The organism is Acinetobacter sp. V102_4, from assembly GCF_031799005.1.
GTDB lineage: Bacteria > Pseudomonadota > Gammaproteobacteria > Pseudomonadales > Moraxellaceae > Acinetobacter > Acinetobacter calcoaceticus.
Map to the genome: position 1 here is coordinate 1 of NZ_JAVQNR010000035.1, position 25186 is coordinate 25186.

Genomic DNA, 25186 nt, shown 5'->3' on the forward strand with positions numbered 1-25186 from the left:
GAAGGCTCACCATATTGACCAGCATCGCCTTCTAACGCTTTAAGCGCAGAACCACGGATAACTGGAGTGTCATCACCTGGGAAGTCATAAGTAGAAAGAAGTTCACGAACTTCCATTTCTACTAATTCAAGTAATTCTTCATCATCAACAAGGTCACACTTGTTCAAGAATACGATGATGTAAGGTACACCAACCTGACGAGAAAGAAGGATGTGTTCACGAGTTTGTGGCATTGGACCATCAGTCGCAGCACATACAAGGATCGCACCATCCATCTGAGCAGCACCAGTAATCATGTTTTTAACATAATCGGCGTGGCCCGGGCAGTCTACGTGAGCGTAGTGACGGATTGGAGAATCGTATTCTACGTGTGAAGTATTAATTGTAATACCACGTGCTTTTTCTTCAGGTGCTGAGTCGATTTGTGAGTAATCTTTCGCTTCACCGCCGTAAGTTTTTGCACAAATAGTTGCAATCGCAGCAGTTAAAGTTGTTTTACCATGGTCAACGTGACCGATTGTGCCCACGTTTACGTGTGGCTTATTACGTTCAAACTTGGCTTTAGCCATGATGATCTTCCTTTATAAACTGCTCATGCAGGGTCACTGCACGAGCGCTTGGTTTTAACTAAGAATTAGTTTGGGCTTATAGTAATCGAAAGATTACTCGTCGTCACCTTTTTTACCGCCAGTCTGGAACTTAGCGATGATGCCTTCAGCCACGTTACGTGGAGTTTCAGCGTATTTAGCGAATTCCATAGAATAAGTCGCACGACCTTGAGACATAGAACGCATTTGAGTCGCGTAACCAAACATCTCAGCCAATGGAACTTCTGCTTTAATTGCTTTTGTTCCACCAGGAAGATCATCCATACCTTGAACCATACCACGACGACGGTTTAAGTCACCCATGATATCGCCCATGTAGTCTTCAGGAGTTTCTACTTCAACTTTCATGATTGGTTCAAGAAGGATAGGATCAGCTTTCATGAAACCGTCACGGAAAGCGTACGAACCAGCCATTTTGAACGACAATTCATCAGAGTCGACATCATGGTAAGAACCATCGAATAATGTCGCTTTGATACCCACAACAGGGTAACCAGCTAATACACCATTCTTCATACGTTCTTGAATACCTTTGTCAACCGCACCAAAGAATTCTTTAGGTACAGTACCGCCGACAACTTCTTCAGCGAATTGGTATTCTTTACCAGCTTCTTCAACATCCATAGGCTCTAAACGAACATATACATGACCGAATTTACCTTTACCACCTGTTTGACGAACGAACTTACCTTCTTGCTCAACAGTCTTTTTGATTGTTTCGCGGTAAGCAACCATTGGTTTACCAATGTTCGCTTCAACACCGAATTCACGCTTCATACGGTCAACGATGATGTCAAGGTGAAGCTCACCCATACCAGCAATAATTGTTTGACCAGATTCTTCGTCTGTACGAACGCGGAACGATGGATCTTCTTTAGCCAAACGACCTAAAGCAATTGACATTTTTTCTTGGTCAGCTTTAGTTTTTGGTTCAACAGCCAATGAAATTACTGGCTCTGGGAATTCCATACGCTCAAGTGTAATGATGTTTTTCTCATCACATAATGTATCACCAGTAGTAACGTCTTTAAGACCTACACACGCTGCGATATCACCTGCACGGATTTCATCAAGATCTTGACGTTCGTTCGCATGCATTTGCACGATACGACCAATACGTTCACGCTTAGATTTAACTGGGTTATAAACAGGATCACCTTGTTTAAGAACACCAGAATAAACACGTACGAATGTTAAGTTACCTACGAACTTGTCGTTCATGATTTTGAACGCTAACGCAGAGAACGGAGCTTCATCAGATGCTTCACGAGACGCTTTAGTTTCGTCTTTGTCGTCAAGGATACCTTCGATCGCTTTAACTTCTGTAGGTGATGGTAAGAATTCAATTACAGCATCCAACATACGTTGAACACCTTTGTTTTTGAACGCAGAACCACAAAGCATTACTTGAATTTCAGAAGCTAATGTACGAGCACGTAAACCTGCAATGATCTCTTCTTTAGAAAGATCACCTTCTTCAAGGTACTTGTCCATTAATTCTTCAGAAGCTTCAGCCGCAGCTTCAACCATTTTGGTACGCCATTCATTAGACGTATCAACTAGGTCAGCTGGAATTTCAGCATATTCAAACTTCATACCTTGAGATGCTTCATCCCAGATAATCGCTTTCATTTCGATAAGGTCAACAACACCTGCAAACGTATCTTCTGCACCGATTGGCACAACGATAGGTACAGGATTACCACCTAAACGAGTTTTAACTTGCTCAACAGCACGGAAGAAGTTTGCACCAGTACGGTCCATCTTGTTCACGAATGCTAAACGAGGCACTTTATATTTGTTTGCTTGACGCCATACAGTTTCAGACTGCGGTTGTACGCCACCAACTGCACAGTAAACCATGCACGCACCGTCAAGAACACGCATAGAACGTTCAACTTCGATTGTGAAGTCTACGTGTCCCGGGGTGTCAATTACGTTGATACGGTGTTGTTCGAATTGGTTACCCATACCAGACCAGAAACAAGTTGTAGCAGCCGAGGTAATTGTAATACCACGCTCTTGCTCTTGTTCCATCCAGTCCATTGTTGCTGCACCATCGTGTACTTCACCAATTTTGTGAGATACACCTGTGTAGAACAAAATACGTTCTGTTGTAGTTGTTTTACCTGCGTCAATGTGCGCAGAAATACCGATGTTACGGTAATTACTAATTGGGGTTTGGCGAGCCATGATGTCTACATTCCTAAATGTTATATTTAAAACAGGACGCATCAATTAAATTGATGCGTACAAATATCCAAGCAGGCAACTTAAATACCCGCAAAGCTCCCACTTTGATAAAGAGCAATGTTGAATCGAGCTGCTGTACGCATGAATATTCTCCTGATTAGGGACTGTTTTATCCGCTTAGAAACGGTAGTGAGAGAAGGCTTTGTTGGCTTCAGCCATACGATGCACGTCTTCACGTTTTTTGATTGCTGCACCTTTACCTTCAGCTGCATCAAGCAACTCACCAGCAAGACGTAAAGCCATCGTTTTTTCAGAACGCTTAGCAGCAGCATCTACTAACCAACGCATCGCTAAGGCAGTACGACGGGATGGGCGTACTTCCATAGGTACTTGATAAGTAGCACCACCAACACGGCGTGCTTTTACTTCAACCATAGGACGAACTTTTTCAAGAGTAGTCTCGAAAAATTCAACTGGGTCTACTTTGTTTTTTTCTTGAACACGTTCTAAAGCACCGTAAACGATACCTTCAGCAACAGATTTTTTACCATCTTGCATTACGTGGTTCATGAATTTAGCGATTGTTTGGCTGCTAAATTTTGGATCTGGAAGGATCTCACGAGCAGCGACTACGCGACGTCTTGGCATTTTAATACACCTAATAATATGACACTTCAGGATAATCCAGCAGTTTGTACAAGTGTCATGTACACGACGCTGGCCTTACTATACGTCGCTTGAATTACAAATCTATGAAGAATTCAAACAAGCGAAACGCTAAAGGGCTTATTGGACTAGTTTCCTAGAATTACTTCTTAGGACGCTTAGTACCGTATTTAGAACGTGATTGATTACGATCTTTAACACCAGCACAGTCTAATGAACCACGAACGGTATGGTAACGTACACCTGGTAAGTCTTTAACACGACCACCACGGATAAGAACAACACTGTGCTCTTGTAGGTTATGACCTTCACCACCGATGTAGCTAGATACTTCAAAACCTGAAGTTAAGCGAACACGGCAAACCTTACGCATAGCTGAGTTAGGTTTTTTAGGTGTAGTTGTATAAACACGTGTACAAACACCACGACGTTGTGGACAAGCCTTCAACGCAGGAACTTTGGATTTTTCAACCAAAGTCGTACGACCCTTACGGATCAACTGATTCGTTGTTGCCATATGGCAATTCTCCCGTTATTAAAAAACCTTAAAAAGAAATACCTCTTTTTAAGGGCACATAATTGTAAGCTAAGATGCAAAAATGGTCAACACGGCAATACTTACCAAATGTTGACCATATCAATCTTTGACAGGATAACTTACAAATTTAAATAGAGTTCAAATTTTATTTTTAAACCTCTTATTTGTAAGCGTATTGTTAAGAGTATTTTTTATCATTCAACTCCTCTTCATCTTCCTCTGGAGCTAAAGCTGGTTTTTGCTCAGTATGCTCATGTTCCTCTACATGTTTATCGGCAAGTTGCTCAATACCCTGATGAACATTTTCCTGAATTTTCTCTTCGCTCTTTTTACTTTCTGTTGGCTTTAAGACAATAGATACTTTTGAAATTACATCATGATTTTCTACTTTATGATGATGCGCAGCGTGAATATTGCCATCTTCACCAACATTTAAAAGACGTGGACTGGCTTTCTGAATGAGTGTAACCGCAGCATAATAAGCCTGTAGTGGAGATAAATGCTCACTTGGGTGTTCATTTAAATAATGTCTTGCAGCGCCAAAGATAGCTTGTGCTTTATGACCAACATCCTCTTGCAGTTTCCAGCTATACACTGCGCTTAAAACAGCACCAGCAACTGGGGTAACTTTACCAAAGGCTGAGAGTTTAGGAATACGATTTAACCAATCCCATTTAAACTCTCCATCTTCATCGACTAACCAGTTCTTTAAAGTATCAAAATCAGTAGTTGAACCTAACACTTGCTGAAATTGATGAATATCTTGCGTTTCCAACATATTTCGTAATGTTTTTAAAGCTAACAATAAAGTTTGCTTTTCAGCAATCAGACTAATATCAACTTCTTTAAAAATAAACTCGACAACATCTTGGTCAGTAACTTCTTGAAGGTCAAAGCCATGTGATCTTCCTGTCTGATAAATCGTTCTCAAGACCAACACGAGTGAAACAGGAACATCTACAGCAGCACCAACCACACCTGACACACCTGTGATTGCCCCTTGTATTGTCGCAATTAATTTATTTTGTTCAATGAGCGCCTGACTTAAACGTTGAGAACGGCCCGTATCCTTAGTTAGTTCAAATAAATCTTTAGCCCCCGCTTCTTCCAAGATTTTTTCAGTTAAGGTGCTTTTTGAACTAAAGTCATTCAACCAATCAAATAAATAGCCTGAAACTTTTTGATCCCAATCTGGGGAAAGAAATGTAGCCACACCATTTACTTTTGTAAAATGCCGTCCAAAGACCTGACGAGTTACTTTCGGTAATTGTTCTCGAAGCATTTGTTGAGGACTTTCATATTGCTCAACTTCAAATGGGCTTTTTGTTCTCGATCTACCTTCAACCGTTTTACCAGCTGGAATTGGTTCAATTACCTTACTTACATCACCTGATTGGCTCTGTTGCAAGATACTCAATCCTGTAGAACTGAGCTTTTTAGCCACTCCGAAGACCTGAGAAAACAAATTGTCAGATTGATTATTATTGAATTTTGTCATCAAGTACCTCGATTTTTTAATTTATCTAATTAGACATAAATACTAGGTGGAATGTGGATTTATCTCAACTTGTATGTGTGTATTTTAGTTAACCCTAAATGCAACATACCATGTATTTAGTTATTTTTTTTAAATGTAAAATTGTCATAAAGATTTGCCATAAGAAATAAAAATCCTTTCTGCTATCATGTTAACAACGAAAAAACATGAGTCTTGTTTTCTTATAGCTATATTCTCCTATTCATTTTCATAGCTGTTGATCACCATAGACTCTTAATATCACCATAAAGGGACCTGTAGATGAAACGTGTTGTAATCACTGGTATGGGTATTAACTCATGTATCGGTAACTCTTTAGAAGCAGTTACTCATTCACTTCAAAACGGAATCTCCGGGACACGTTTTAACCCAACTTATGCTGAACTCAATTTTAAAAGTCATGTGAGCGCTGCTGCGGAACAAGATTTTGATCATATTGACCGTAAGTTAAAACGCTTTATGGGCGTATGTGCAATGTACGCTTACAATGCTGCTGTAGCTGCTGTTGAACATGCAGGACTTACTGCTGAACAAATCGGTGGTAATCCACGTTACGGTATCGCAGGCGGTTCAGGTGGTGGTTCAACTGCATCTGTTGTTGAAATGACAGAGCTTTTAGAGACTAAAGGTGCACGTAAAGTAGGACCTTTCTTCGTACCACGCAACATGTCAAACACGATTACTGCAAACGTAGGTGTTGCATTTAAATTGCAAGGTATTGCTCATACCATTACGAGTGCTTGTGCAACTTCTGCTGACGCAATTGGTTATGCGTACAATCTTATTCAACTTGGCAAACAAGATCTTATGCTTGCTGGTGGTGGTGAAGAAGATCATTGGTCTCAAAGTTTATTATTTGATGCAATGGGTGCGCTTTGCTCGAAATATAATGAAACTCCAGAAACAGCATCTCGTCCATATTCAGCAGACCGTGACGGTTTCGTTATTGCTGGCGGTGGTGGTTTTGTTGTACTTGAATCACTTGAACACGCTCAAGCACGTGGTGCCAACATTTTAGCTGAAGTTGTTGGTTATGCTGCAAACAGCGATGGTGCAGACATGGTTGCTCCAAGTGGTGAAGGCGCTACACGTTGTGTATTAATGGCACTTGAAGAAGCTAAGCAACATGGCGTAGACAAAATTGACTATGTGAATACACATGGTACATCTACTCCAGCTGGTGACATTACAGAACTTAAAGCAATGGAACGTGCATTTGGCGAAGGCAATGTACCTCCTCTTAGCTCAACCAAATCTATGACAGGTCATAGCTTAGGTGCAGCGGGTGTACAAGAAGCCATTTACTCAGTTCTAATGATGCAAAATGACTTTATCGCACCAAACATCAATGTGACTGAACTAGATGAAGGCGCAAAACCTTTTGATATCGTACTTGAAAAACGTGATGCAAAATTGAATACTGTAATGAGTAACAGTTTTGGCTTTGGCGGTGTTAACGCTTGCCTCATTTTCAAGAAGTGGGATGAATAATCCCACGTAGGATTATCGATGGATGCACCTTCTGATGCTTTTTTGTGGGTAAAAGCATTACATATTATTGCTGTGGTTTGTTGGTTCGCTGCTTTGTTCTATTTACCACGTTTATATGTTTACCATGCCATGAGTGAAGATGCTGCTAGTCATCAACGCTTTGAAGTAATGGAACGTAAGTTGTATCGCGGAATTATGTGGCCTTCTATGATTGCCACATTAATTACCGCCCATTTTCTTGTCGAATGGGGCGATGCAACTCGACATTACCATCAGGCAACATGGTTTTATCTTAAAGTTGCTTTAGTCGCTTTATTAGTCATCTACCATTTGGTATGTGGCTACTATCGTAAAAAACTTATCGGAAATGCACACTATAAATCACATAGGTTCTGGCGTTTCTTTAATGAAATGCCAACTTTAATCTTATTTGCTGTAGTGATTTTAGTTGTCGTAAAGCCTCAGTTTTAACTGGGGCTTTTGCTTTTCCGAGCAATTTTTTTAATTTAGACAATAAAAACTCGCAGAGTTATCCCTATATTTAACTTTTTCAATCAAAAGCATAAAATCAATGCTCTCTTAAAGTTATACCCAATGAGTAACTCTGACCCTTTATTTACTAATAAGTAATCTATACTATCCTAAAGAAATAGATGAACTCATTTAATGGCAAAGCTATGCTAACCCTTACTGCCCTTAAACACTCAACCCAACAACAATTTATACGTCTTACGCTTTTTATTTTTCGTCACTTAAAAAACTATCCCATCAGATATCTAACGGCTCAAGAAAAAGTATTAGCACAACTTGTTTTCGGTGACATGCTCAATTGTGAACAACCTAAAATTATTGCTACTCGTTATTTACCTTGGCAGTCTTGCGGTATTTTTATGGCACCAAATGGAAATATTTACGTCAACCCTTCCGATTACAGTGAAAATTACGCTCTAGAATCTAAATTTATGCAGGGTATTTTTATTCACGAACTCACTCATGTCATGCAATATCAAAAAGGTATTCATGTACTACTTAAAGGTGCATTGTTGCAATCGGCCTATTATCTTAGCTTTAAAAATTACAATCCCTATAAATACACCTACTCTCCCCACAAGGCGTTTAGCTCTTATAACATTGAACAACAAGGTGAAATTGCCCGTGACATTTGCTCTGGGAAAATCCCAAATATTATCTGTTCACCTCAACTTCATTTGTAACTAAATAATCAGTCTTTCTTTGAACGTAACATTTTTTGCTTAATGTAAATGAGAATTCTTATAAATCAGAAATACTTATCTAAACAAGAAAATCACGCTTACTTAATTCAAATTATTGAAAAAAATATAACGCGCTTATTCCAAATTGGCTTGTGATAAGGCAGTATACAAACAATAAAAATAATGAAGCCTGTTTCTATTCTATACAGAAAATCTCGTTATTTTTACGCAGAAAATATGTGATTGGTATATATTATTGATCTTGACATTTTTGTTTACTATTTTAATTGTTTACTATCGTATCATACACATCGTTGAAAAATTATATTTATAAAAATCAACACTGTGTGTATCTATATTCGTTATGATCTAGGATTAGGTTTGAATGAAAAGTTTTAAAGTTGCCCTTGCTCAGTTTTCTCCGCATATTGGCAATATTGACTCAAACACCAAAAAGATGATTGAGCAAGTGAATCAGGCGAAAAAACAAAACGCTGACCTGATTATTTTTCCCGAGCTTTCTGTTATTGGTTATCCAGCTGAAGACTTACTGCTACGTCCAAATTTAAATAAACGTATGCAAAAGGCTTTTGCTCAACTTGCTGAAGTTAAAGATATTGTCATGGTTTTCGGATTTGTGAACCAGACAGAAGATGGTCAACGTTATAATTCTGCTGCTGTCATGAAAGATGGTCAAGTTTTGGGTGTTTTTAACAAACACAATTTACCAAACTATGGCGTCTTTGATGAAAAACGTTATTTCCAAAAAGGACATCAACATTTGGTGTTTGAATATCTTGGACATAAGTTTGGCGTATTGATTTGTGAAGATATCTGGTCAATTAATACCGTAAAACAGTTAAGCCAATTGAATGTTGATACTGTTCTTGTACTCAATGCATCACCATATGAAGTCGGTAAACCACAACACCGTACACAAACCTTAAGTGAACTTGCAAAACAACTTCATCTGAATATTGTTTACGTTAACCAAGTGGGTGGACAAGACGATTTAATTTTTGATGGCACAAGTTTTGTCAGTAATAAAAGTGGTGAAATTGCTTTACAAGCACCGAGCTTTAAAGAAGACCTTTATATTGCTGAATTTGACCCAAAAAACAAATCATTTAAAGTCACAGAATCAGCTCCTGCTTTAGAAACTTTTGCAGAGATCTATCAAGGATTAGTTCTGGCTACACGTGATTACGTAGAGCGTTCAGGCTTCCCAGGTGTAATTTTAGGTTTATCTGGCGGTATCGACTCTGCCCTTACATTAGCTATTGCTGTTGATGCAATCGGTGCAGAAAAAGTACAAGCCGTAATGATGCCTTATACCTACACTTCTCAAATTAGTGTTGAAGATGCAGCAGAACAAGCTCGTCGTATGGGTGTGACTTTCGGTATTGCTGAAATACATTCAGTTGTAAATAGCTTTATGCAAACCTTGTATCCTTTCTTTGGCAACTCACCAGCAGATGCAACCGAAGAGAATTTACAAGCGCGCGCACGCGGCACATTACTCATGGGGTTATCAAATAAATTTGGTAATTTAGTACTCGCTACTGGCAACAAGTCTGAGCTTTCGGTTGGCTACTGTACACTTTATGGTGATATGGTTGGTGGTTTTGCTGTTCTAAAAGATGTTTATAAAACGATCGTATTTGAATTGGCAAAATACCGTAATAGCTTAAGTGAAACTCCTGTTATTCCTGAGCGTGTAATTACTCGTCCACCTTCAGCAGAACTTCGTCCAGACCAAAAAGACCAAGATTCTTTACCAGCATATGATGTATTGGATGCCATCCTTTACGCATATATTGAAGAAGATTTAGGTCAGGCTGATATTATTGCCAAAGGTTTTGATAAAGAAGTAGTTGAAAAAGTCATCCGTTTAGTTGATCGTAATGAATACAAACGTCGTCAAGGCGCTATCGGTCCGAGAATTACCTCTCGTGCATTTAGCCGCGAACGACGTTATCCGATTGTCAACGGTTGGACAGCGAATGACTGAGCAAAAAAACTCATCAAAAACTACAACACTTGCTCAAGCACTTTTGCTTGAGCAGGTGGAATTTTTTAAAAAACAATTATCTATAGAAAACTCACCTATTTATTTCCGGCAGTTCATCCAACTTTTTATGCAGCATGCCGATGAAATCAAACTTCATGAAGTGGTTGATTTAGAACAATTACAAGCTGTTGTGAAACGCTATGCTTTTGAAATGCAGCTAGGTGCTGGTTTACTTGAGTTTATTGGGGAAATTGCCCAGCGTATTTACTTAACCGCCTTGAAATCTCCAATACAGCTACAAGATCTGGTATCTGACCACCAGTTTGAAATGTGGCTCTCCAAATTTTTGGAAATGGAGCATATTCCTCATTATCTCAACCAGTTTTTAAGAACTAGCCCCGCCGTTCAACAACTTTGCCAATATATTGCGACCTCGACCTTAGAACAGAAAATACCAAAATTTCTAAATGCATCTAGAGTAGATGACTATCATTTTGAATGGCAACATAAACTCAAAAAATTCTCTTTTTTACAACAACAACGTCTTGAGCATAAACTTGAAACTTGGATTGCCAGCTTTATTCACGAGCAACTTACAGAATTAAGCCTTTTGTCGACTGAAGATTTAGAAAGTCTGATACGACATGTCTGGGAAGATCTTAGACATAAAAAAATGTATGAGTTTATGAAACAGTTAACTCCTCTTGATGTTGAAGAGTTCTTTGTTTTAATTTACGAATATTGGAAAGAATTACGCCAGTCACAATTTATGCAAGATCTTATTTTGTATGGCGTAGAAGTTTTTTATGAATTTTACAAAGACGAGAGTTTATTTGAAGTATTAAGTGAGATTGGTTTAACCGAAACCGATTTACAAACTGAAGCTTTACGTTTTTACCCTAAAGTCATGAATGTCTTTAATGAACACGGTATTTTAGAGCCGTTACTTCATACGATTTTAGCTCCTTTTTATCAAAGCCCAAAAACACTCGATATGATTGAAAAACATTTTAATGAGTAAAAAAAGACAAAAAGAAACCATGCATGAGCATGGTTTTTAAAATGGTGGCTATGACGAGACTTGAACTTGTGACCCCCGCATTATGAGTGCGGTGCTCTAACCAACTGAGCTACATAGCCGTAAACTGTGTGCGCATTATCTATAGTTCTGCAGAACAGGTCAAGAGTTCAAAATCATTAAATTCCATCAAATGAACAAATAAGATTCAGATCATCTTTATTTGTTCATTTTTTAGCAAATTTATGTTTTAAATAATTGATCGACCACAGAAATGTATTAAAAATCTAATACCAGTTTTTTACCTTTTGCCCGCGACACCCAAGTCATCATACTCTTCTGTGAAGCCTTTTCTGCATCACTTAAGTATTGAACGAAATGCTCTGCTTCACCATCCAAAATAACAGTTTCACATGTACCACATACGCCTTCACGACATAGGCATTTAACATCAATATTTAATGTTTAGATCGCTTATAAAATTGATTAGACTTGGCAAGTACAACTGTAAAAGCATCTTCATCTTCAGGAACTGTTGAAGCAAATTGTTCCCAATGAATGTATTCATCAGTCGCGATGCTTATCACAACAATTAATCACAGCAGCAATCATTGGTTTCAGTCCACATACATAGACATGTATTTCTTTAGATTGTAATGAAATTAATTCGCCTAAGTTAAGCACACAACCATCTGTGTCAACATAGCTGAACACATGCTCTGTATGTTCTCTTTTAGCTCATCTAACAAAGCTGCATGTTCAAGCGCACCGTAAGCTTAATGTAACTCGTACTCTGCCCCACGTGCTACGAGCTCATCTATTTGAGATAAGAATGGTAATACCCAATACCACCTGCAATTAAGATGCTTATTGCCTTAAGCTAACAGGAATAATTTTTAAATATAAATAAGCTAATAAAAAAATCAAAAACATCTCATCATTATAAAGTCGGTATTTACAAACTGTGTTTAATCAAAAAAAAGCATAAAAAAAGACCACGCAGGAGCGTGGTCTATAAAATGGTGGCTATGACGAGACTTGAACTTGTGACCCCCGCATTATGAGTGCGGTGCTCTAACCAACTGAGCTACATAGCCTTAAACTGTGCGCGCATTATCTTAGTTTCTTTAATGCACGTCAAGAAAAATTTTAAATAAATTAGGTGAAGTGAGCCTATAAGCCGGGTTCTGTCGAGGATGGTCATTCCTCTAGGCGTACAATCACTCATACGCTCAAGCGACCTACCCGAATCCAGTACGGGCCGTACCTCAGGATTCCTATTTGGTCTTGCTTCTGGTGGGGTTTACCATGCCGTGAACTGTTACCAGACACGCGGTGCGCTCTTACCGCACCCTTTCACCCTTACCTCACGAATGAGGCGGTCTACTCTCTGCTGCACTTTCCGTCGGCTTTCACCGCCCAGGCGTTACCTGGCACCCTGCCCTATGAAGCCCGGACTTTCCTCCCCTGCTTCAGTCACGAAGACCTCCACAGCAGCGACCATCCAGCTCACTTCAGGGGCGCATATTAACAAATTTATTTACTAATTGCTCGTGCTTTTTTGAGCAATTAATTTTTTATATTTGTCGAATAGCTGTTCTTCCGTTTCCTCATGCTCTGGATCTTTAGGAATACAATCTACAGGACAAAACAATTGGCATTGCGGTTGGTCATGATGACCAACGCATTCAGTGCACAAATCTGGATGAATTTCATAAATCACTTCACCCATGAAAATTGCTTCATTCGGGCAAACTGGTTCACAAACATCACAGTTTATGCATTCATCGGTGATATATAACGACACGTTACCAACCTTGTTGATGTTTACGTTCAAAGGCCTCAACCACAGCTTGCGGAACAAACTTGGTTACATCCCCTTTTAAACGAGCAATTTCCCGAATCAATGTCGAAGAAATAAAAGAGTACTGCTCAGATGGTGTTAAAAACACCGCTTCAAAATGTGGGTCAAGTTGACGGTTCATATTGGCGAGTTGAAATTCATATTCAAAATCAGAAACCGCTCTTAAACCACGAAGTACTGCGGTTGCCTTTTGTTCTTTGAAAAAATTAACCAGTAAACCATCGAAGCCTACAAATTCAACATTTGATAGATGGCTTAAAGATGATTGTGCCAGTTCAACTCTTTCTTCTAGACTGAACAAGGGGTTCTTATGATGTCCAATTGCAATTGCTACTACAACCTCATCAAACATTCTTGATGCTCTAGTAACTAAATCAACGTGTCCATTCGTGATGGGGTCAAATGTTCCAGGATAAATTACACGCGTTTTAGACATCCGCTAGTACTCTAATTGTATTGTGAACCTATTTTAGCAAAAGTTATACATGAGGCGAAATATTCATGTGCAGGAAAAACTTCACCTTAGCATCAGTTTACGGCACAATAGGCATAATTGTGGAAGTTTGAATTATGGCGAAAGCAACAGTAGTAAAGAATAATAAGTGTGGATGTTTATTTTAATTCTTTACAGTTCTTAATTTTAATATAAGTTTTTGAATTATAATAATTGATGTTCTTTTTAGTTCCTTTTAGTTTATTTACATCCCCTAAAAAAACGGGTAATAATGCGGGTAACGAATTGATTGTCCTTCTATCATGGCCTCTGTCAAACTTTCTGATTTAAAAATTAAAGCACTGAAACCAAAAGAAAAAGTCTATAGAATCTTAGATGCAGATAGACTTTACATTGAAGTTCGCCCATCTGGCGCAAAGGTTTGGCGGTTTAAGTTTGTTTTTAATGGTAAAGAATCTTCCATGAGTCTTGGTGAGTACCCAGCTATTACTTTGGCAGATGCAAGAATCTTAAAAGATGAGATGAGAGCCAAACTAGCTAAAGGTATACATCCAGTAGAAGACAGACAAAACAATAAAGCTAGGGCGTTGGAAGAAGGAAAAAATACCTTCAATGCTATTGCGACAGAATTCAAAGAAAAAAGAATGACATTAAAGTCTGAAATTTACCAAGAGAAGTTTGATACAGCATTAGAAAAAGATATTTGTCCTGTTATTGGCAAAAAGAATATTAAAGATGTGACTGCGTCAGACGTATTGAAGATTTTAAACAATACAATTAATCGCGTTACTAAAGAAACAGACGGGAAAATGACAGGTGAATCTGCTGCATTGCAAAACAGAAGGTTCATTGGCGCTGTAACTCGCTATGCAATTGCCACTTTAAGACTTGAGAATGACCCTACTTATGCTGTACGAGATGTTATCAAGCGACCTCGTGTAAAACATGCTAGAGCATTAACAAGGGAAGAAAGGAAAAAGGCACGAACACAATTGCCTAAATATAATGGGACAGAAACTGTTAAGAATGCAGGATTTGTTCTTTTATATACAATGCTGCGCGCTATAGAAATTAGAAAGATGCACTGGAAATGGGTTGAATTTGACACAAGAGTAGTAAGATTCCCAGAAGAGGCAATGAAAAAATCAAGAATTCATGTTCTTCCCATCTCTGATCAAGTATACGAAGTACTTAAGCGACAATATGAAATATCAGGTGATGGAGAGTTGGTATTCCCTGCAATCTTTAGCAAGAAAAATGATGGGATGCTAGCTAAAGAAACACTAAACAGTATGCTTGAATATATTGGCTTGAAAGGCGTCACCACTCATGACTTTAGAGCCACTGCATCAACCTTGCTTTATGAAAAGGGATATGAAGAAGCTTGGGTTGAAAAACAACTTGCTCATGCTGAATCCAATAAGACCAAAGCATCTTATGATCATTCACAGCACTTAGATGCTAGACGGAAGATGATGCAAGACTGGGCCGATATTGTTGATAGCTGGGCGGTTTAACCGTCTTGCTTCCTCTGAAATTGGCACCACATTTTTTTATAATAAACTTCATTACGCAAGAAATTAATTTTAAGCTCATTGCCGTTGTAGTCGTAGATTTTAGTGACTTCCCCATTCTTGTCAAGTTCGGCTAACAGGTCTACAAAGTTGGTGCTTCCATTTTTGAAGATTTTGATTAGCTGCATGACACATCCTTAATGAGCAATTATTTGCACAAGAAACTTCTTTTTAGCAGATTATGAGCAAAATTATGCTCAATTCACTTAAAGTGCTCTCACGCAAATTGAAACATTCACATTACTGTTAATTGTGTGAGCTGTGCAACCTGATAATAGAAAGCACAGCAATGTGATGATCGATGCAGCTTTAGTTCGCTTACACATATAAGTTACTTCTTTAGGAAAAGTGCTCGCTCTGCTTCTCGGCGACGAACTAAACCAGTAAGTACTTTATCCTTTGCCTTTTTCCAAACAAGGAATTGATCGGCAGCGCCTTGAAAGTCAGATTTATTGAGTTTCTTAAGTAAAGTTGAATTCTTAAAAGCACCTGAACCAATGTTGTATGTTAGTGAAACCAAAGCATCAAACTGATTTTGAGTTAAAGGCACTGTCACAGATTCATTTACAGTCTTTTCAAATTTAGCTAAGTCATGTTTAAAGTAAGATTTTGCTTGATCAAGTGTACAAGTATCACCCTGCTTAACCTTTACCCCGTTGGGGTAAATAGTAGTTCCAATACCAATGGTCCAGACTCCAACGCCATCGTCATAAGCCTTTAACTTGATACTCTCAAAACTAGTAATAAGATCAACCCCAACTTGACTTGTAGTGACCCCTAAAGGAGTAAGTTTATTGACCACTTTATTTAGATCATCTACTTGTGCCTGTGTCAGCTTGCCACCTGCAATCACTCGGGCAGCATCAAAGAATGGTTTAGTGCTCATTAGTTGTTCCCTCTTTTTTCTGTTTATCACTAGATCCAAAATAGAAAGCCACCACAGTTCCAGACCAGCCCAGAATGGCGCCCAACGCGACATTAATTAAATCTCGATTCTTCTCTGGCATCTCTACAAAGAAAAGGCCAATTACACAAAACAATGACATCGCAATAGCTGCAAAGGCTAAATAAGTACGTGTGTTTTCACTATTCATGGAGTGCCCCTGAATGCAATTTTTGATTCAATCACAGCGACCTTTTGATTAGTATCCGAAATACGCTGATGCATAGCTTGGTTTGTGGAGACAATCCAAGTGCAGAATGTGATCATCCCTGTTAATGCAAAACCACCAAAGAATTTTAGAAAAGTAATAGCACCTTCTGACTTTTGAGCGCCTGCCTCCAGCTTTTCAATCTTTCTTGCGTTTTCTTCACTTTGGGCCTTTTGGTGTTCATTAATAGTTTTTATCTGAATTAAACCCTCAGATAGAGATTTAACCTCTTGTCTAATATCGTCCACTTTCTTTTCTAAGCGGATACCATAAGTTTCTGTATCAGACATGCTGCCCCCTAATTTTTTGGCAATAAAAAAGCCCTAACTTATTTAAAGCTAGGGCCTATTGAGTTTTGTTGAGTGATAAACACATATTGTTTATCATGTGTTAAATTTTCTAAATAACTTCATCATGAACTTAACAAAATTCAATATTAATGCTTTGGCAATGTTCGCCTTTCTATTAATATTTCCTCTTGATTATATAGCTTACACGCTAGGTCATATTGGTTTTCCTAGTATTCCGATCGGGTTTTTAGGGGCTGCTCTTTCATTTGCTCTCATCATCATATTTTTTCTAAAAAAAGGTTTACGAGTTTCAGACCTATTTATTTTTGTTTTCTTGGGAAGCTTTGTGTTTTTTATCGCATTATCCCAAAATGCAGACAGAATGGATTATCTCTACTGGGCAAAAACGATAGGAATATTCTTTACTGGGTTAATGATGTATGACTATTTCAAGCAAAAAAACTCATTATCTTTTAAACATATAGCTCTTTTCTTACTAATCATCATGTCAATTTTCACCTTAAGATATACACCTGATGGTAACTATCTAAGATTGTCAGATGCATTTGTAACTACATCACTATTTTTAGTTTCATATCAAAAGCGGTTCTTCATCACCCTTCTAACTGTGGCTATTTCTTCTTTTGCACTTTATGAAATTGGATCACGTGCAGGGGTATTAATTTATACGTTTATAGCAATTATTCTTATTTATGCGAAATATGGTTTCTGGCGCTTCTCATTTTTCCTTCCGCCTGCATTATATGTTTTATATCAATTTGTAATGAGTTTAAACGACTCCATCACAAACTATAATGACAACCGTTTATTACGCCTGTTATTTAGTTCCGATACTGATACATCTTTAAATCTAAGAAAGACATTTAACGAAGTCGGCTATCAAGAATATCTAAACCACCCAATTCTTGGTAATTTTGGATACTACAAGAATATTTATGGTGAAGGCTCTTATGCACATAACTTTATTTCTTATTTAGCTGAATTTGGAATTGTAGGTTTAGCCTTTTTAATATTGATGGTGTTGCTATACATCGTCTTTATTGTTCAGAATTTTAAGTTAAGAACTAATTACAATCTCTTCATATTTGCTTTAAGTACCTTCTGTATTATCGGTGTAGCTTCAGCTAAGAGTTATTACTGGATTATCCCATTCTTAGCACTGGGCTTGCTGTATCGGGCTGTATCTACTAGAAAATATTGGAAAAATCATGAGCAATCATCTTAAGAAAAGCATTGCGTTAATCGCCCCTGCCATATTTTTGTTTTCATCAGTTGCTCATGCATTTGATGTGTATCAATTCATAAATTGGCGTTACTACAAGACAGATTCAGGGAAAGTGGTTTATACGAAAGATAATACTGAATTCCAGAATTATCTTAAAACCTATAACATCAAGAAAATGGATGTTAAGTATGGCCCTGAGCTTTTAACTAACGGACAAGCAGACCCAAGAAAAATCAAACTAATTGCCGAGAAGTCAAAACAAAACCCATCTATGCCAATTTGTTTTGATATTGAGATAGGAAATGCCCATAAGCCAGAAACAAACCTGCCTGTAATTCTTGATGCGTTAAAGCTGTATAAGAAATATGGCGGTGCGGCACCTGTCGGCGTGTATGGTGTTTTACCACAACGCACTCCAAACAGCATGCTTTCTAGCAACTGGAAGAATAAATATTCAACTTTAAATGATCAATATAGTGAGATTGCGAAGAATGTAGATTTCCTCTCTCCGACTCTATATTTCTACAATCTTAAAGATATGAATGTTTGGAAAGCCAAGGCTCAATTTAATATGATTGAGGCACAACGCTATGCAAAACGTTATAACCTTAAAATTATTCCTTTCATTTCATTAAGCACGTGGAATGTATCAAAAGGAAAATACAAAATTGACCCTTTATCTGAAACTAATATGAACCAAACCATTAATTATCTTAAAGGGCTTGGGGCTGATGGTGTTGTTGTATGGGAAAGCGGAACTTCTATACAAGATAGTGATAATAAAGCTGCCATATTCGACGTGAATAAGGCAGCCTTCCGATCTGTGGTTAAAGCAGCACAATAACAATCAAAGTTTTGACCATGTTGTAGAGCTATTGGCATTCCACCACGTATTTGTAGTTGTATTAACTGCAAGTTCACCAATAAAGTTTGGTGTTAAAGGTGGTGGAGTTTCTGCACTTGCATCCGTGAAAATTCGTCTAAAACGTTGGTTGTGGTCAGTAACACATGCTTGGTCACAGATATAACCAGCACCGTTTGCTGTAGAAACACCAGCAGGGATACTTCCATTGTGACGAATTATAGAGGCGTCAGCTGCAACACTAGTCCCATCCTCTGCATAAATATTTAATCCTGAAATGAAAAGCGGCTTCCATGTATTACTAGAACTAGAGAAGTTAGTGTATAGAGGTGGTGTAGATATTGGGGCAGACGATCTAATAATTCGACCAGTTAATTTATGGTCAACATAGCCATCCGTGTAATAAATTGGACTTCCGCCTTTAAAGTTTACTACCCTGCCATTAGCTAATAATTTCCCACCAATTGTCGAACGAACCATGGAATCCATTTCAACAACAAACCCAGCTGAAGCAGTTAAGTATCTATTGGTATTCAAATTGATATTCGAATCAAACATCCAAATAAATTGCAGCGATTTTTTATCAGCATATGTTCTTAAGGTTCCTCTACACTTAATTAAAGGTGATGTGAATTGAACCATTGAACTAATGTTTGCAGCATTATTCTCTGCCTTGATTGTCATATCACCAAAATCTACATCTTCAATAGCATTTGGCGCTGAATACTCATATTTAAAGGATGCTCTCCAATTCTCATTATATCCGCGCGCTGTTATCTGGCCTTCTTCATAACGTCTCAACTTGCCTGTAGAAGTCATCATATCAACTACACCACCGGAAACGTTAGAGAAGATTACCTGTGTAGCTGTTGCAGTAGCTATTAACTCACCTTGACCGAAAGAAGCATTTTGTAAAACAGGGTAAGCACGTTTTTCAAAATACTTTGTAATACTTCCTGATACTTCACTAGTTCTATAATTCCCGTCAAAAGTATATTCGCCTGTACTTTGACTAGGAGTTATGCCTCTAGTTGAACTAAACATATAAAAAGGTGTTGCAGAAAAATAGAGAGGTACTTTTGCTCTAATTCTAAATTTACCAATTCTAAGCCCCGATACATGCATGATAATTAAACCTTCGGCAGATATATTTTCAATATCAAGATCATTAATCACAATGCCACGAGTTAGATCAAACTCTTCACTAGCTTTTAATCGCACTGATCCGCCACGAACTTCGAGCCGGTCAATTGTATTGTTAATACTTCCATATCCAAAGTTTACTGCTTTACAAACACCATCAGACCCTCTGGCCTTTAAGGTTCTAACGTAACCATCAACAGAATGCTTAAATTCCATTGATGTGTCCACACCTTTACCGATATCCCAATCACCAGCTCTTAAACCATATGACCAGTAATAAAGCATAGTAAAAGTGGAGTTTTCATTATCATCAATTTTTAGGTAGTTTGACTGCAAGTCTTTACAAAACCATACTCGCACAGCATTACCAAAATTGAACTTAGAGGACCATTTAATTTTGGTTTCTAGTACTGGACTATTGCATCTATAAAAGTCAATTCCAGTATTCCCACCAACACCATTCGTATTATCAATAACAATGGTTCCGCCTGTAATTCCTAGATTTTCGTGACGAATAAATGTTGGAGTGCTAGGACTAAATTCATTTTCATCCCAATAATCAATTGTTCCATTATGTTGAGGTAAGTTATCGGCATTTGTATCTGTATCGGCCCCCCGCTTACCAAAGCGTAAGAAAATTCCATTCGAGCCTGCTTTCAGGGTTAAAACAACCCCATCTTGCATTTCGATTTTAAAATTGCTCTTTTCGATTTGAATGCCTGAACCAGTGTATTGACCATTTCGAATTTGAACTAAAGTATTTTCTGGTGCTGAATTAAGAATACTAGAGATATCACTTACAGAGTTATCAATAATAATAGTATTGCTAAATTTACGATTTACATCGTCGTTAAAATTTGATTGGGTACTTCCATTATAAGAAATTAAATCTGCTGTCCAGCCGTTCGCTCCTGCACCAGCCTCTAGAGCAATCTCAATTGCAGCTTGCAAATCTTCTATTGCTTGACCAACATCTAAATTCAATTTACTAATAAGGGCATTAATTGTAGCAATTGAGTAAACTTTACGGCCCAGGCGCGTTTCAATTTCAACCCACTCAGCATCATTTAGAATGTGCTCAAGCTTTTCTGCGTCAACACTCGCATTCTTCAATTGTTGGATAGTAACAATTCCTGCCATACCCTTTCTCCAAGCATAAAAAAAGCCCCGATCAAGGGGCTTGGATTTCTGTTAATTAATTAAATAAAGTCATGGTCACGCTCATAGAATCTAGCATCGTAGTTAGAAGCCTTAAGCATATTGGTCATTTGTGTTTGGGGGGTAAGTTCTTCAAGCATGAATGCCTGTGTTTCTGATTGATCAGCGCGAACTAATGTGTAGAGTGTTTTAACGTATCGATCGTCACTTACAACAAGTGGTTGCACAGGTGGGCGGCTAAGCACGACATGATATTTATCAGCACCTGCTGTGCATGGCACCATGTCCACACTCGCATCAGACATCTGAAGAAAGATGTAATAGTCATGACCCACTTCAAAAGTACAGGGCTGTGAAGTTTTGATAACCAGCCCATCAGCCGATTCGATTTCACCATCTTGTGTACTTACAACTGTGTTATTTCCCACTAAAATACGATCGTTACGAATCAGTAGCTCCGATTCATCTAGTGCTTCAAACTCACAAGACATGTACTTGTAGCGAAGCTTATTCCACTCGCGCCACGCCCTAACTTTCGCTTGTGCTGCATTACGAATACCTGTAGTGGTGATCTTCAAGGGATTCTTAGGTGTAATATCCTCAGGAATAATGTACTTTACACGGGCATCGTCGATATCAGAAGTGTATTCAAGTTCAACACCGTCATAATCTTTCTGAACACCAAATGTATAAGAGCGCTTTTCAGTTAAAGGCACTTTGTTTCTATGGTTGAAAAGTAAGATAGCGTTTTCTTGGGGTTGCTCAAACTTAAGGCGAGTTAGACTTCCGAACCGGTACGGCTCACAGAATGCAGCACTAGCCACCATCCCAGCAATTTCTTCAAAGCTAAGATTGTCGTCATCAATGGTGTAATTGAACTCAGACATCAAGCTTGAGCCAAAGTATGAGTTAACTTTTTCAATCTCCGCATTGATTTGGGCAATGTCCACCTCTGCACTTGTTCGACGGCCAATGTACTGATCCAAGGCTAGATTAATTAGTGCTTGCCCTGCTGAACGTGTAACCTGTAAAGGCCCTGTGCCATCAAGCGGAAGTTTACGATTCACCAAACAGTTAAGCTTTCGCTCTTTAATTGATAGCGCCCCGTCAGTAGCCACTGTGCGAGAACGCAATACAGTCACATTGCCATAATCACTGATTATTGAATCAGCCATGCCGTATACAGACTTAATCTTGCATGTGTCTTGGGTTTTTCCTGCTTGCGTTGCCGTGGTGCGACTTAAACGGAAGCGAAAAGAACCAGCCGTAGGCAAATCAATGTAAATCGTTTTACCGAACTGAGACTTATTGTTGGCTCGAATCTCTTGATTGATCGTTGCTATTGATCCAGCTGGATCACCATTACTATCGATAGCCTGCAACTCAATAATGACTGTAATTTTTTCTTCCCATATACCGCCTTTACTGTCTTGGTAAAATAGACCATTTGGAAAGAAGAAGTTAAATACAGCTTGAGTCGCCTCTGGCATATCGAAGTTGATCCAGCCGACATACTTTGAACTTACAGCATCAAAGCGGACTAGAACCTCTTGTCCTTGTGTGCTTTGACTTGGAAGTGTCAGCAACTTATCCCAATCGCTATTAATTGCTGATGGGTTTACTAAAGCAATCGTATCTGCTGTCACGCTGTTGATTGTGTATGTGTCATCAAGGGTAATTGAGTTCGAGTTTCGATTTAATAGCCCCCCTGCTGTAATGGTGTAGCTGTTGTTGACGTACTGCCAGTTAGCATTAACTTTTTCAGGGTTTGACAATGTAATTTCATAATGAAAACCACCTGCAATCACAGTCTTAGTCACACCTGAAACAACATATTGACCAGATAGATCGCGAGTATTCGTCTCTGTGACTGGTGGTGTTCCTGTAGTAGTCTCGATATCAACTAATGCACCGGTCAACTGCAAACCTTTAAACAAGTTGGGATTATCAATATTGGTTGATGACTCAATGATAACCATCTTGTCTTCATTCACCATGATAGATCCGCTTAGGTTCACATCCTCAATACCATAGACCGCACCACTTAAGGCAACTCGATCAGTCGCTGCAAAGTACTGGGTGAAATCTAGCCCTGCCGATTTAATTAAGTTCGGGCTTTGGAACCACACATTACTTGATTCAACTACTGCAATATTAGGCAATTCGATAGTCTGACCATTGATTGAATTTGATCGCCGAACATATTTTGGCAATTCTGTAAAACTGTCGCCGACTTGATAAATTGGACTACCAATTATCGAAGTAAATGGGTCATAAACAGATACTGATGTGCCTGCAATATTCGCTACATCTGTGTCACCGTCTCGCATATCCAAAATTTGGAAGTACCCGCGACTAATGCACATCACGCATTCTTCAACTTCTATACCATCTTTGTAGACTGTATAAGCTTCTGCAATTAAATCTGGATATGAGCGCCCTCTACCAAGCATATCTGGTATGCGCCCATTTAAACGAGCTTGGTTTGAACGTTGTGCTAATTCATTATTGGAAGAGCCAACTGTAGGTGACTGTGGCTTAGGCATAGTTAATACTGTGTAAAGACTATAAGCCGCTGTGATAGCTACAATTGCGTAGTAAATAATTTGCCACCATGCTGGCTCAATCACTACAAAAAATGTTCCTTCAAGAGTTTGAATATGCTCAAGCTGTGCATTAATTCTCTTTGGATGGTTCGGAGTAACATCACAAGCTTCTGCGATCTGGTCATGATAGATTTTTGCGTTTTCAGGCCATACATCAAACTGTTGGTAAATATATGCCAGAACATCTTCAACTTCTGCTTCTGACCATGTAGAACGATCATAAACATCAGGAACGATGATGACTTTTTTCAAACTCATATATAAAACCTCGTTTCCCGAAAGTTCATGGAAATAATTTCAAGTGGAACGTACTGCACTCCACGGCCTGTTAAATGCAAAACCTTGTCGCAATAAAAAAGCCCGACATGTGCCGAGCTTCTTTTGCCATTCGTAAAAAATACAATGCAAGGGGAAATAGGTTCCTGAAGTTTCTTAAAGCTACCCTTCCCATTTAAAAATCTTTCTAAACGCTTTTTTAAATCACGCCCTGTTACATCTTTCCATGCATCACATAAAAATTCATTGCAGGTGTAAACCTTGGTCCAGACATGATTATGGAGATGGTCAAGATTCATATCATCCCCCTCAACAATGGGAATCGTTCGAGAGAGTAAATCTCACCAGTCTTCACACTATTAAGTTCAGGTGCCTGAGCATCAAAGGTGCAGTTTCCAGAATTGTCTTTCGATAAAGTGCCAATCTCTAAAGTCTGCAATGAAACCATCGGAGCTGTTAGATCATCATCTCGATAAAGACGCCATCTAACAGAAGGTCGAACTTTCCAATTAGTGCCTAACCGAGCAGATACAACCGATTTAATTAGTTCGTCGTCTACATCTGCAATTGTAAGGTTTAGCTTCTGATCAAGGTCATTATTGACTGTAGAACGCTGAATGGACATAGGTTGATAGTCATAGGATATATCAGGCCCTGCTGACTCATGCTTTACTGTCACACCTTCTGTATCGTTTTTCACAAAGCGGAAAGGCGCTGTAAAGTCAGGGTGTGAAATCTCAACACATTCTAAAGGCACCACACCACTGCTGGAATTTAGAAAGAAGGATGTATAGTCAGGCATCTAAATACCCTCCATCGCATTTGGTAAATCTTCATTTACCAATTCTTCGAGTGGATTCACCCAATCCCAAAGGTCATCACCGCCACCTTCATTACCTATCTCAACAATTAGATCATCCATTCCTTCATCTTCTGGCTGAGGCTTAACTTCAAACTGTGCAGTAATAGTAAAAACCTTGCCTTCTTTAGCAGACAATGTAGGGCTTTCAATGAAGTAGCACTGATAATCCTGAACTTCTCCATCATCAATAATTAGACGAGCAATGAATGGCTGGCTAGGTGTACGACGCCAAACTCGATAGAAAGCCATCAGATATTGATAGCCTCCTTCACCTACAACCCACTGCACATTAGCCGTGTGAGAAACATTTTTAAGAGATCGACGGTAGCGACTAGCACCACCATCTAATCTTTGAGAAATTACACCATCACCAACTTTTGCAGTGTAACCACTCTGCGTCACGCAGTATTTAAGCCTGTTCATG

The 25186-nt window shown here is 38.7% G+C and carries 24 protein-coding genes, 2 tRNA genes, 1 other RNA gene and 1 pseudogene; 8 read left to right on the forward strand and 20 right to left on the reverse strand.

Annotated features, from left to right (window positions below; genetic code table 11):
- The 5 genes from RMB13_RS06860 to RMB13_RS06880 form a co-directional block, all read right to left on the reverse strand.
- On the reverse strand, positions 1-569 hold a 569-nt coding region (locus tag RMB13_RS06860), incomplete at its 3' end, for a GTP-binding protein (protein ID WP_311084770.1).
- Positions 570-662: 93 nt separating this feature from the next.
- Positions 663-2801: an elongation factor G gene (gene fusA / locus RMB13_RS06865; RefSeq protein ID WP_004641624.1), complete on the reverse strand. Its 2139-nt coding sequence runs from the start codon at positions 2799-2801 to the stop codon at positions 663-665.
- A 177-nt stretch (positions 2802-2978) separates the two neighbouring features.
- On the reverse strand, positions 2979-3449 hold the full coding sequence (gene rpsG, locus RMB13_RS06870) for a 30S ribosomal protein S7 (protein WP_004638185.1): 471 nt from the start codon (positions 3447-3449) through the stop codon (positions 2979-2981).
- Positions 3450-3609: 160 nt separating this feature from the next.
- Entirely contained in the window at positions 3610-3984 is a 375-nt protein-coding gene (gene rpsL, locus RMB13_RS06875; protein WP_002050319.1) for a 30S ribosomal protein S12, read from the reverse strand.
- 199 nt (positions 3985-4183) lie between these two features.
- On the reverse strand, positions 4184-5503 hold the full coding sequence (locus RMB13_RS06880) for an EcsC family protein (protein ID WP_311084771.1): 1320 nt from the start codon (positions 5501-5503) through the stop codon (positions 4184-4186).
- A 300-nt stretch (positions 5504-5803) separates the two neighbouring features.
- Here RMB13_RS06880 and RMB13_RS06885 point away from each other — a divergent pair, with 300 nt between their 5' ends.
- The 5 genes from RMB13_RS06885 to RMB13_RS06905 all read left to right on the forward strand — a co-directional run bounded on the left by RMB13_RS06885 (position 5804) and on the right by RMB13_RS06905 (position 11279).
- Complete coding sequence (locus RMB13_RS06885) at positions 5804-7033, forward strand: beta-ketoacyl synthase N-terminal-like domain-containing protein (RefSeq protein WP_311084772.1); 1230 nt, start codon at positions 5804-5806, stop codon at positions 7031-7033.
- Positions 7034-7051: 18 nt separating this feature from the next.
- A complete protein-coding gene (gene hemJ, locus RMB13_RS06890) occupies positions 7052-7504 on the forward strand; it encodes a protoporphyrinogen oxidase HemJ (protein ID WP_005048623.1) in 453 nt (150 codons plus the stop codon).
- Between the two features lie 182 nt (positions 7505-7686).
- The gene (locus RMB13_RS06895) at positions 7687-8247 is read left to right on the forward strand and encodes a hypothetical protein (protein WP_005042683.1); all 561 of its coding nucleotides are present in this window, start codon (positions 7687-7689) and stop codon (positions 8245-8247) included.
- Positions 8248-8632: 385 nt separating this feature from the next.
- On the forward strand, positions 8633-10258 hold the full coding sequence (locus tag RMB13_RS06900) for an NAD+ synthase (RefSeq protein WP_205469769.1): 1626 nt from the start codon (positions 8633-8635) through the stop codon (positions 10256-10258).
- On the forward strand, positions 10251-11279 hold the full coding sequence (locus RMB13_RS06905) for a hypothetical protein (protein WP_311084773.1): 1029 nt from the start codon (positions 10251-10253) through the stop codon (positions 11277-11279). The genes RMB13_RS06900 and RMB13_RS06905 overlap by 8 nt, the downstream gene beginning before the upstream one ends.
- 42 nt (positions 11280-11321) lie before the next feature.
- Here RMB13_RS06905 and RMB13_RS06910 read toward each other — a convergent pair.
- From RMB13_RS06910 to coaD, 6 genes and pseudogenes are all read right to left on the reverse strand, one after another.
- Positions 11322-11398, reverse strand: a tRNA-Met gene (locus tag RMB13_RS06910).
- A 157-nt stretch (positions 11399-11555) separates the two neighbouring features.
- Positions 11556-12141: pseudogene (locus RMB13_RS06915) on the reverse strand (flavin reductase family protein); the annotation flags it as partial.
- Between the two features lie 155 nt (positions 12142-12296).
- Positions 12297-12373, reverse strand: a tRNA-Met gene (locus RMB13_RS06920).
- Between the two features lie 63 nt (positions 12374-12436).
- Positions 12437-12792, reverse strand: an RNA gene (rnpB, locus tag RMB13_RS06925) — RNase P RNA component class A.
- A 27-nt stretch (positions 12793-12819) separates the two neighbouring features.
- Positions 12820-13083, reverse strand: a complete 264-nt coding sequence (locus RMB13_RS06930) for a YfhL family 4Fe-4S dicluster ferredoxin (protein WP_003653306.1) — start codon at positions 13081-13083, stop codon at positions 12820-12822.
- A gap of 1 nt (position 13084) precedes the next feature.
- Entirely contained in the window at positions 13085-13576 is a 492-nt protein-coding gene (coaD, locus tag RMB13_RS06935; protein WP_004641605.1) for a pantetheine-phosphate adenylyltransferase, read from the reverse strand.
- 320 nt (positions 13577-13896) lie between these two features.
- On the opposite strand from coaD, the gene RMB13_RS06940 reads away from it, so the two are divergent.
- Entirely contained in the window at positions 13897-15111 is a 1215-nt protein-coding gene (locus RMB13_RS06940) for an integrase arm-type DNA-binding domain-containing protein (RefSeq protein WP_311084774.1), read from the forward strand.
- On the opposite strand, the gene RMB13_RS06945 is transcribed toward RMB13_RS06940, so the two are convergent.
- The 4 genes from RMB13_RS06945 to RMB13_RS06960 all read right to left on the reverse strand — a co-directional run bounded on the left by RMB13_RS06945 (position 15108) and on the right by RMB13_RS06960 (position 16609).
- The gene (locus RMB13_RS06945) at positions 15108-15296 is read right to left on the reverse strand and encodes a hypothetical protein (protein WP_311084775.1); all 189 of its coding nucleotides are present in this window, start codon (positions 15294-15296) and stop codon (positions 15108-15110) included. The two genes, RMB13_RS06940 and RMB13_RS06945, sit on opposite strands and share 4 nt — an antisense overlap.
- Positions 15297-15499: 203 nt before the next feature.
- Positions 15500-16054 (reverse strand): lysozyme, encoded by a 555-nt coding sequence (locus RMB13_RS06950; RefSeq protein ID WP_311084776.1) that lies wholly within the window; start codon positions 16052-16054, stop codon positions 15500-15502.
- Complete coding sequence (locus tag RMB13_RS06955) at positions 16044-16262, reverse strand: hypothetical protein (protein ID WP_311084777.1); 219 nt, start codon at positions 16260-16262, stop codon at positions 16044-16046. The genes RMB13_RS06950 and RMB13_RS06955 overlap by 11 nt, the downstream gene beginning before the upstream one ends.
- The gene (locus RMB13_RS06960) at positions 16259-16609 is read right to left on the reverse strand and encodes a hypothetical protein (RefSeq protein ID WP_311084778.1); all 351 of its coding nucleotides are present in this window, start codon (positions 16607-16609) and stop codon (positions 16259-16261) included. Before RMB13_RS06960 ends, RMB13_RS06955 begins: the two co-directional genes overlap by 4 nt.
- Positions 16610-16733: 124 nt before the next feature.
- On the opposite strand from RMB13_RS06960, the gene RMB13_RS06965 reads away from it, so the two are divergent.
- Positions 16734-17855: an O-antigen ligase domain-containing protein gene (locus RMB13_RS06965; RefSeq protein ID WP_311084779.1), complete on the forward strand. Its 1122-nt coding sequence runs from the start codon at positions 16734-16736 to the stop codon at positions 17853-17855.
- On the forward strand, positions 17839-18699 hold the full coding sequence (locus tag RMB13_RS06970) for a hypothetical protein (RefSeq protein WP_311084780.1): 861 nt from the start codon (positions 17839-17841) through the stop codon (positions 18697-18699). The genes RMB13_RS06965 and RMB13_RS06970 overlap by 17 nt, the downstream gene beginning before the upstream one ends.
- Positions 18700-18702: 3 nt before the next feature.
- On the opposite strand, the gene RMB13_RS06975 is transcribed toward RMB13_RS06970, so the two are convergent.
- From RMB13_RS06975 to RMB13_RS06995, 5 genes are read right to left on the reverse strand one after another with little or no spacing between them, the layout of a single operon-like run.
- The gene (locus RMB13_RS06975; RefSeq protein ID WP_311084781.1) at positions 18703-21000 is read right to left on the reverse strand and encodes a hypothetical protein; all 2298 of its coding nucleotides are present in this window, start codon (positions 20998-21000) and stop codon (positions 18703-18705) included.
- 59 nt (positions 21001-21059) lie between these two features.
- A complete protein-coding gene (locus RMB13_RS06980) occupies positions 21060-23882 on the reverse strand; it encodes a host specificity factor TipJ family phage tail protein (protein WP_311084782.1) in 2823 nt (940 codons plus the stop codon).
- Positions 23879-24199 carry a hypothetical protein gene (locus RMB13_RS06985; protein WP_311084783.1) on the reverse strand — a complete coding sequence of 107 codons (321 nt, stop codon included), beginning with the start codon at positions 24197-24199 and terminating at the stop codon, positions 23879-23881. Before RMB13_RS06985 ends, RMB13_RS06980 begins: the two co-directional genes overlap by 4 nt.
- A complete protein-coding gene (locus RMB13_RS06990) occupies positions 24196-24702 on the reverse strand; it encodes a DUF1833 family protein (RefSeq protein ID WP_311084784.1) in 507 nt (168 codons plus the stop codon). Before RMB13_RS06990 ends, RMB13_RS06985 begins: the two co-directional genes overlap by 4 nt.
- Positions 24703-25185, reverse strand: coding sequence for a hypothetical protein (locus tag RMB13_RS06995; protein WP_311084785.1), 483 nt, complete (start codon positions 25183-25185; stop codon positions 24703-24705).
- Position 25186: the final 1 nt, after the last annotated feature.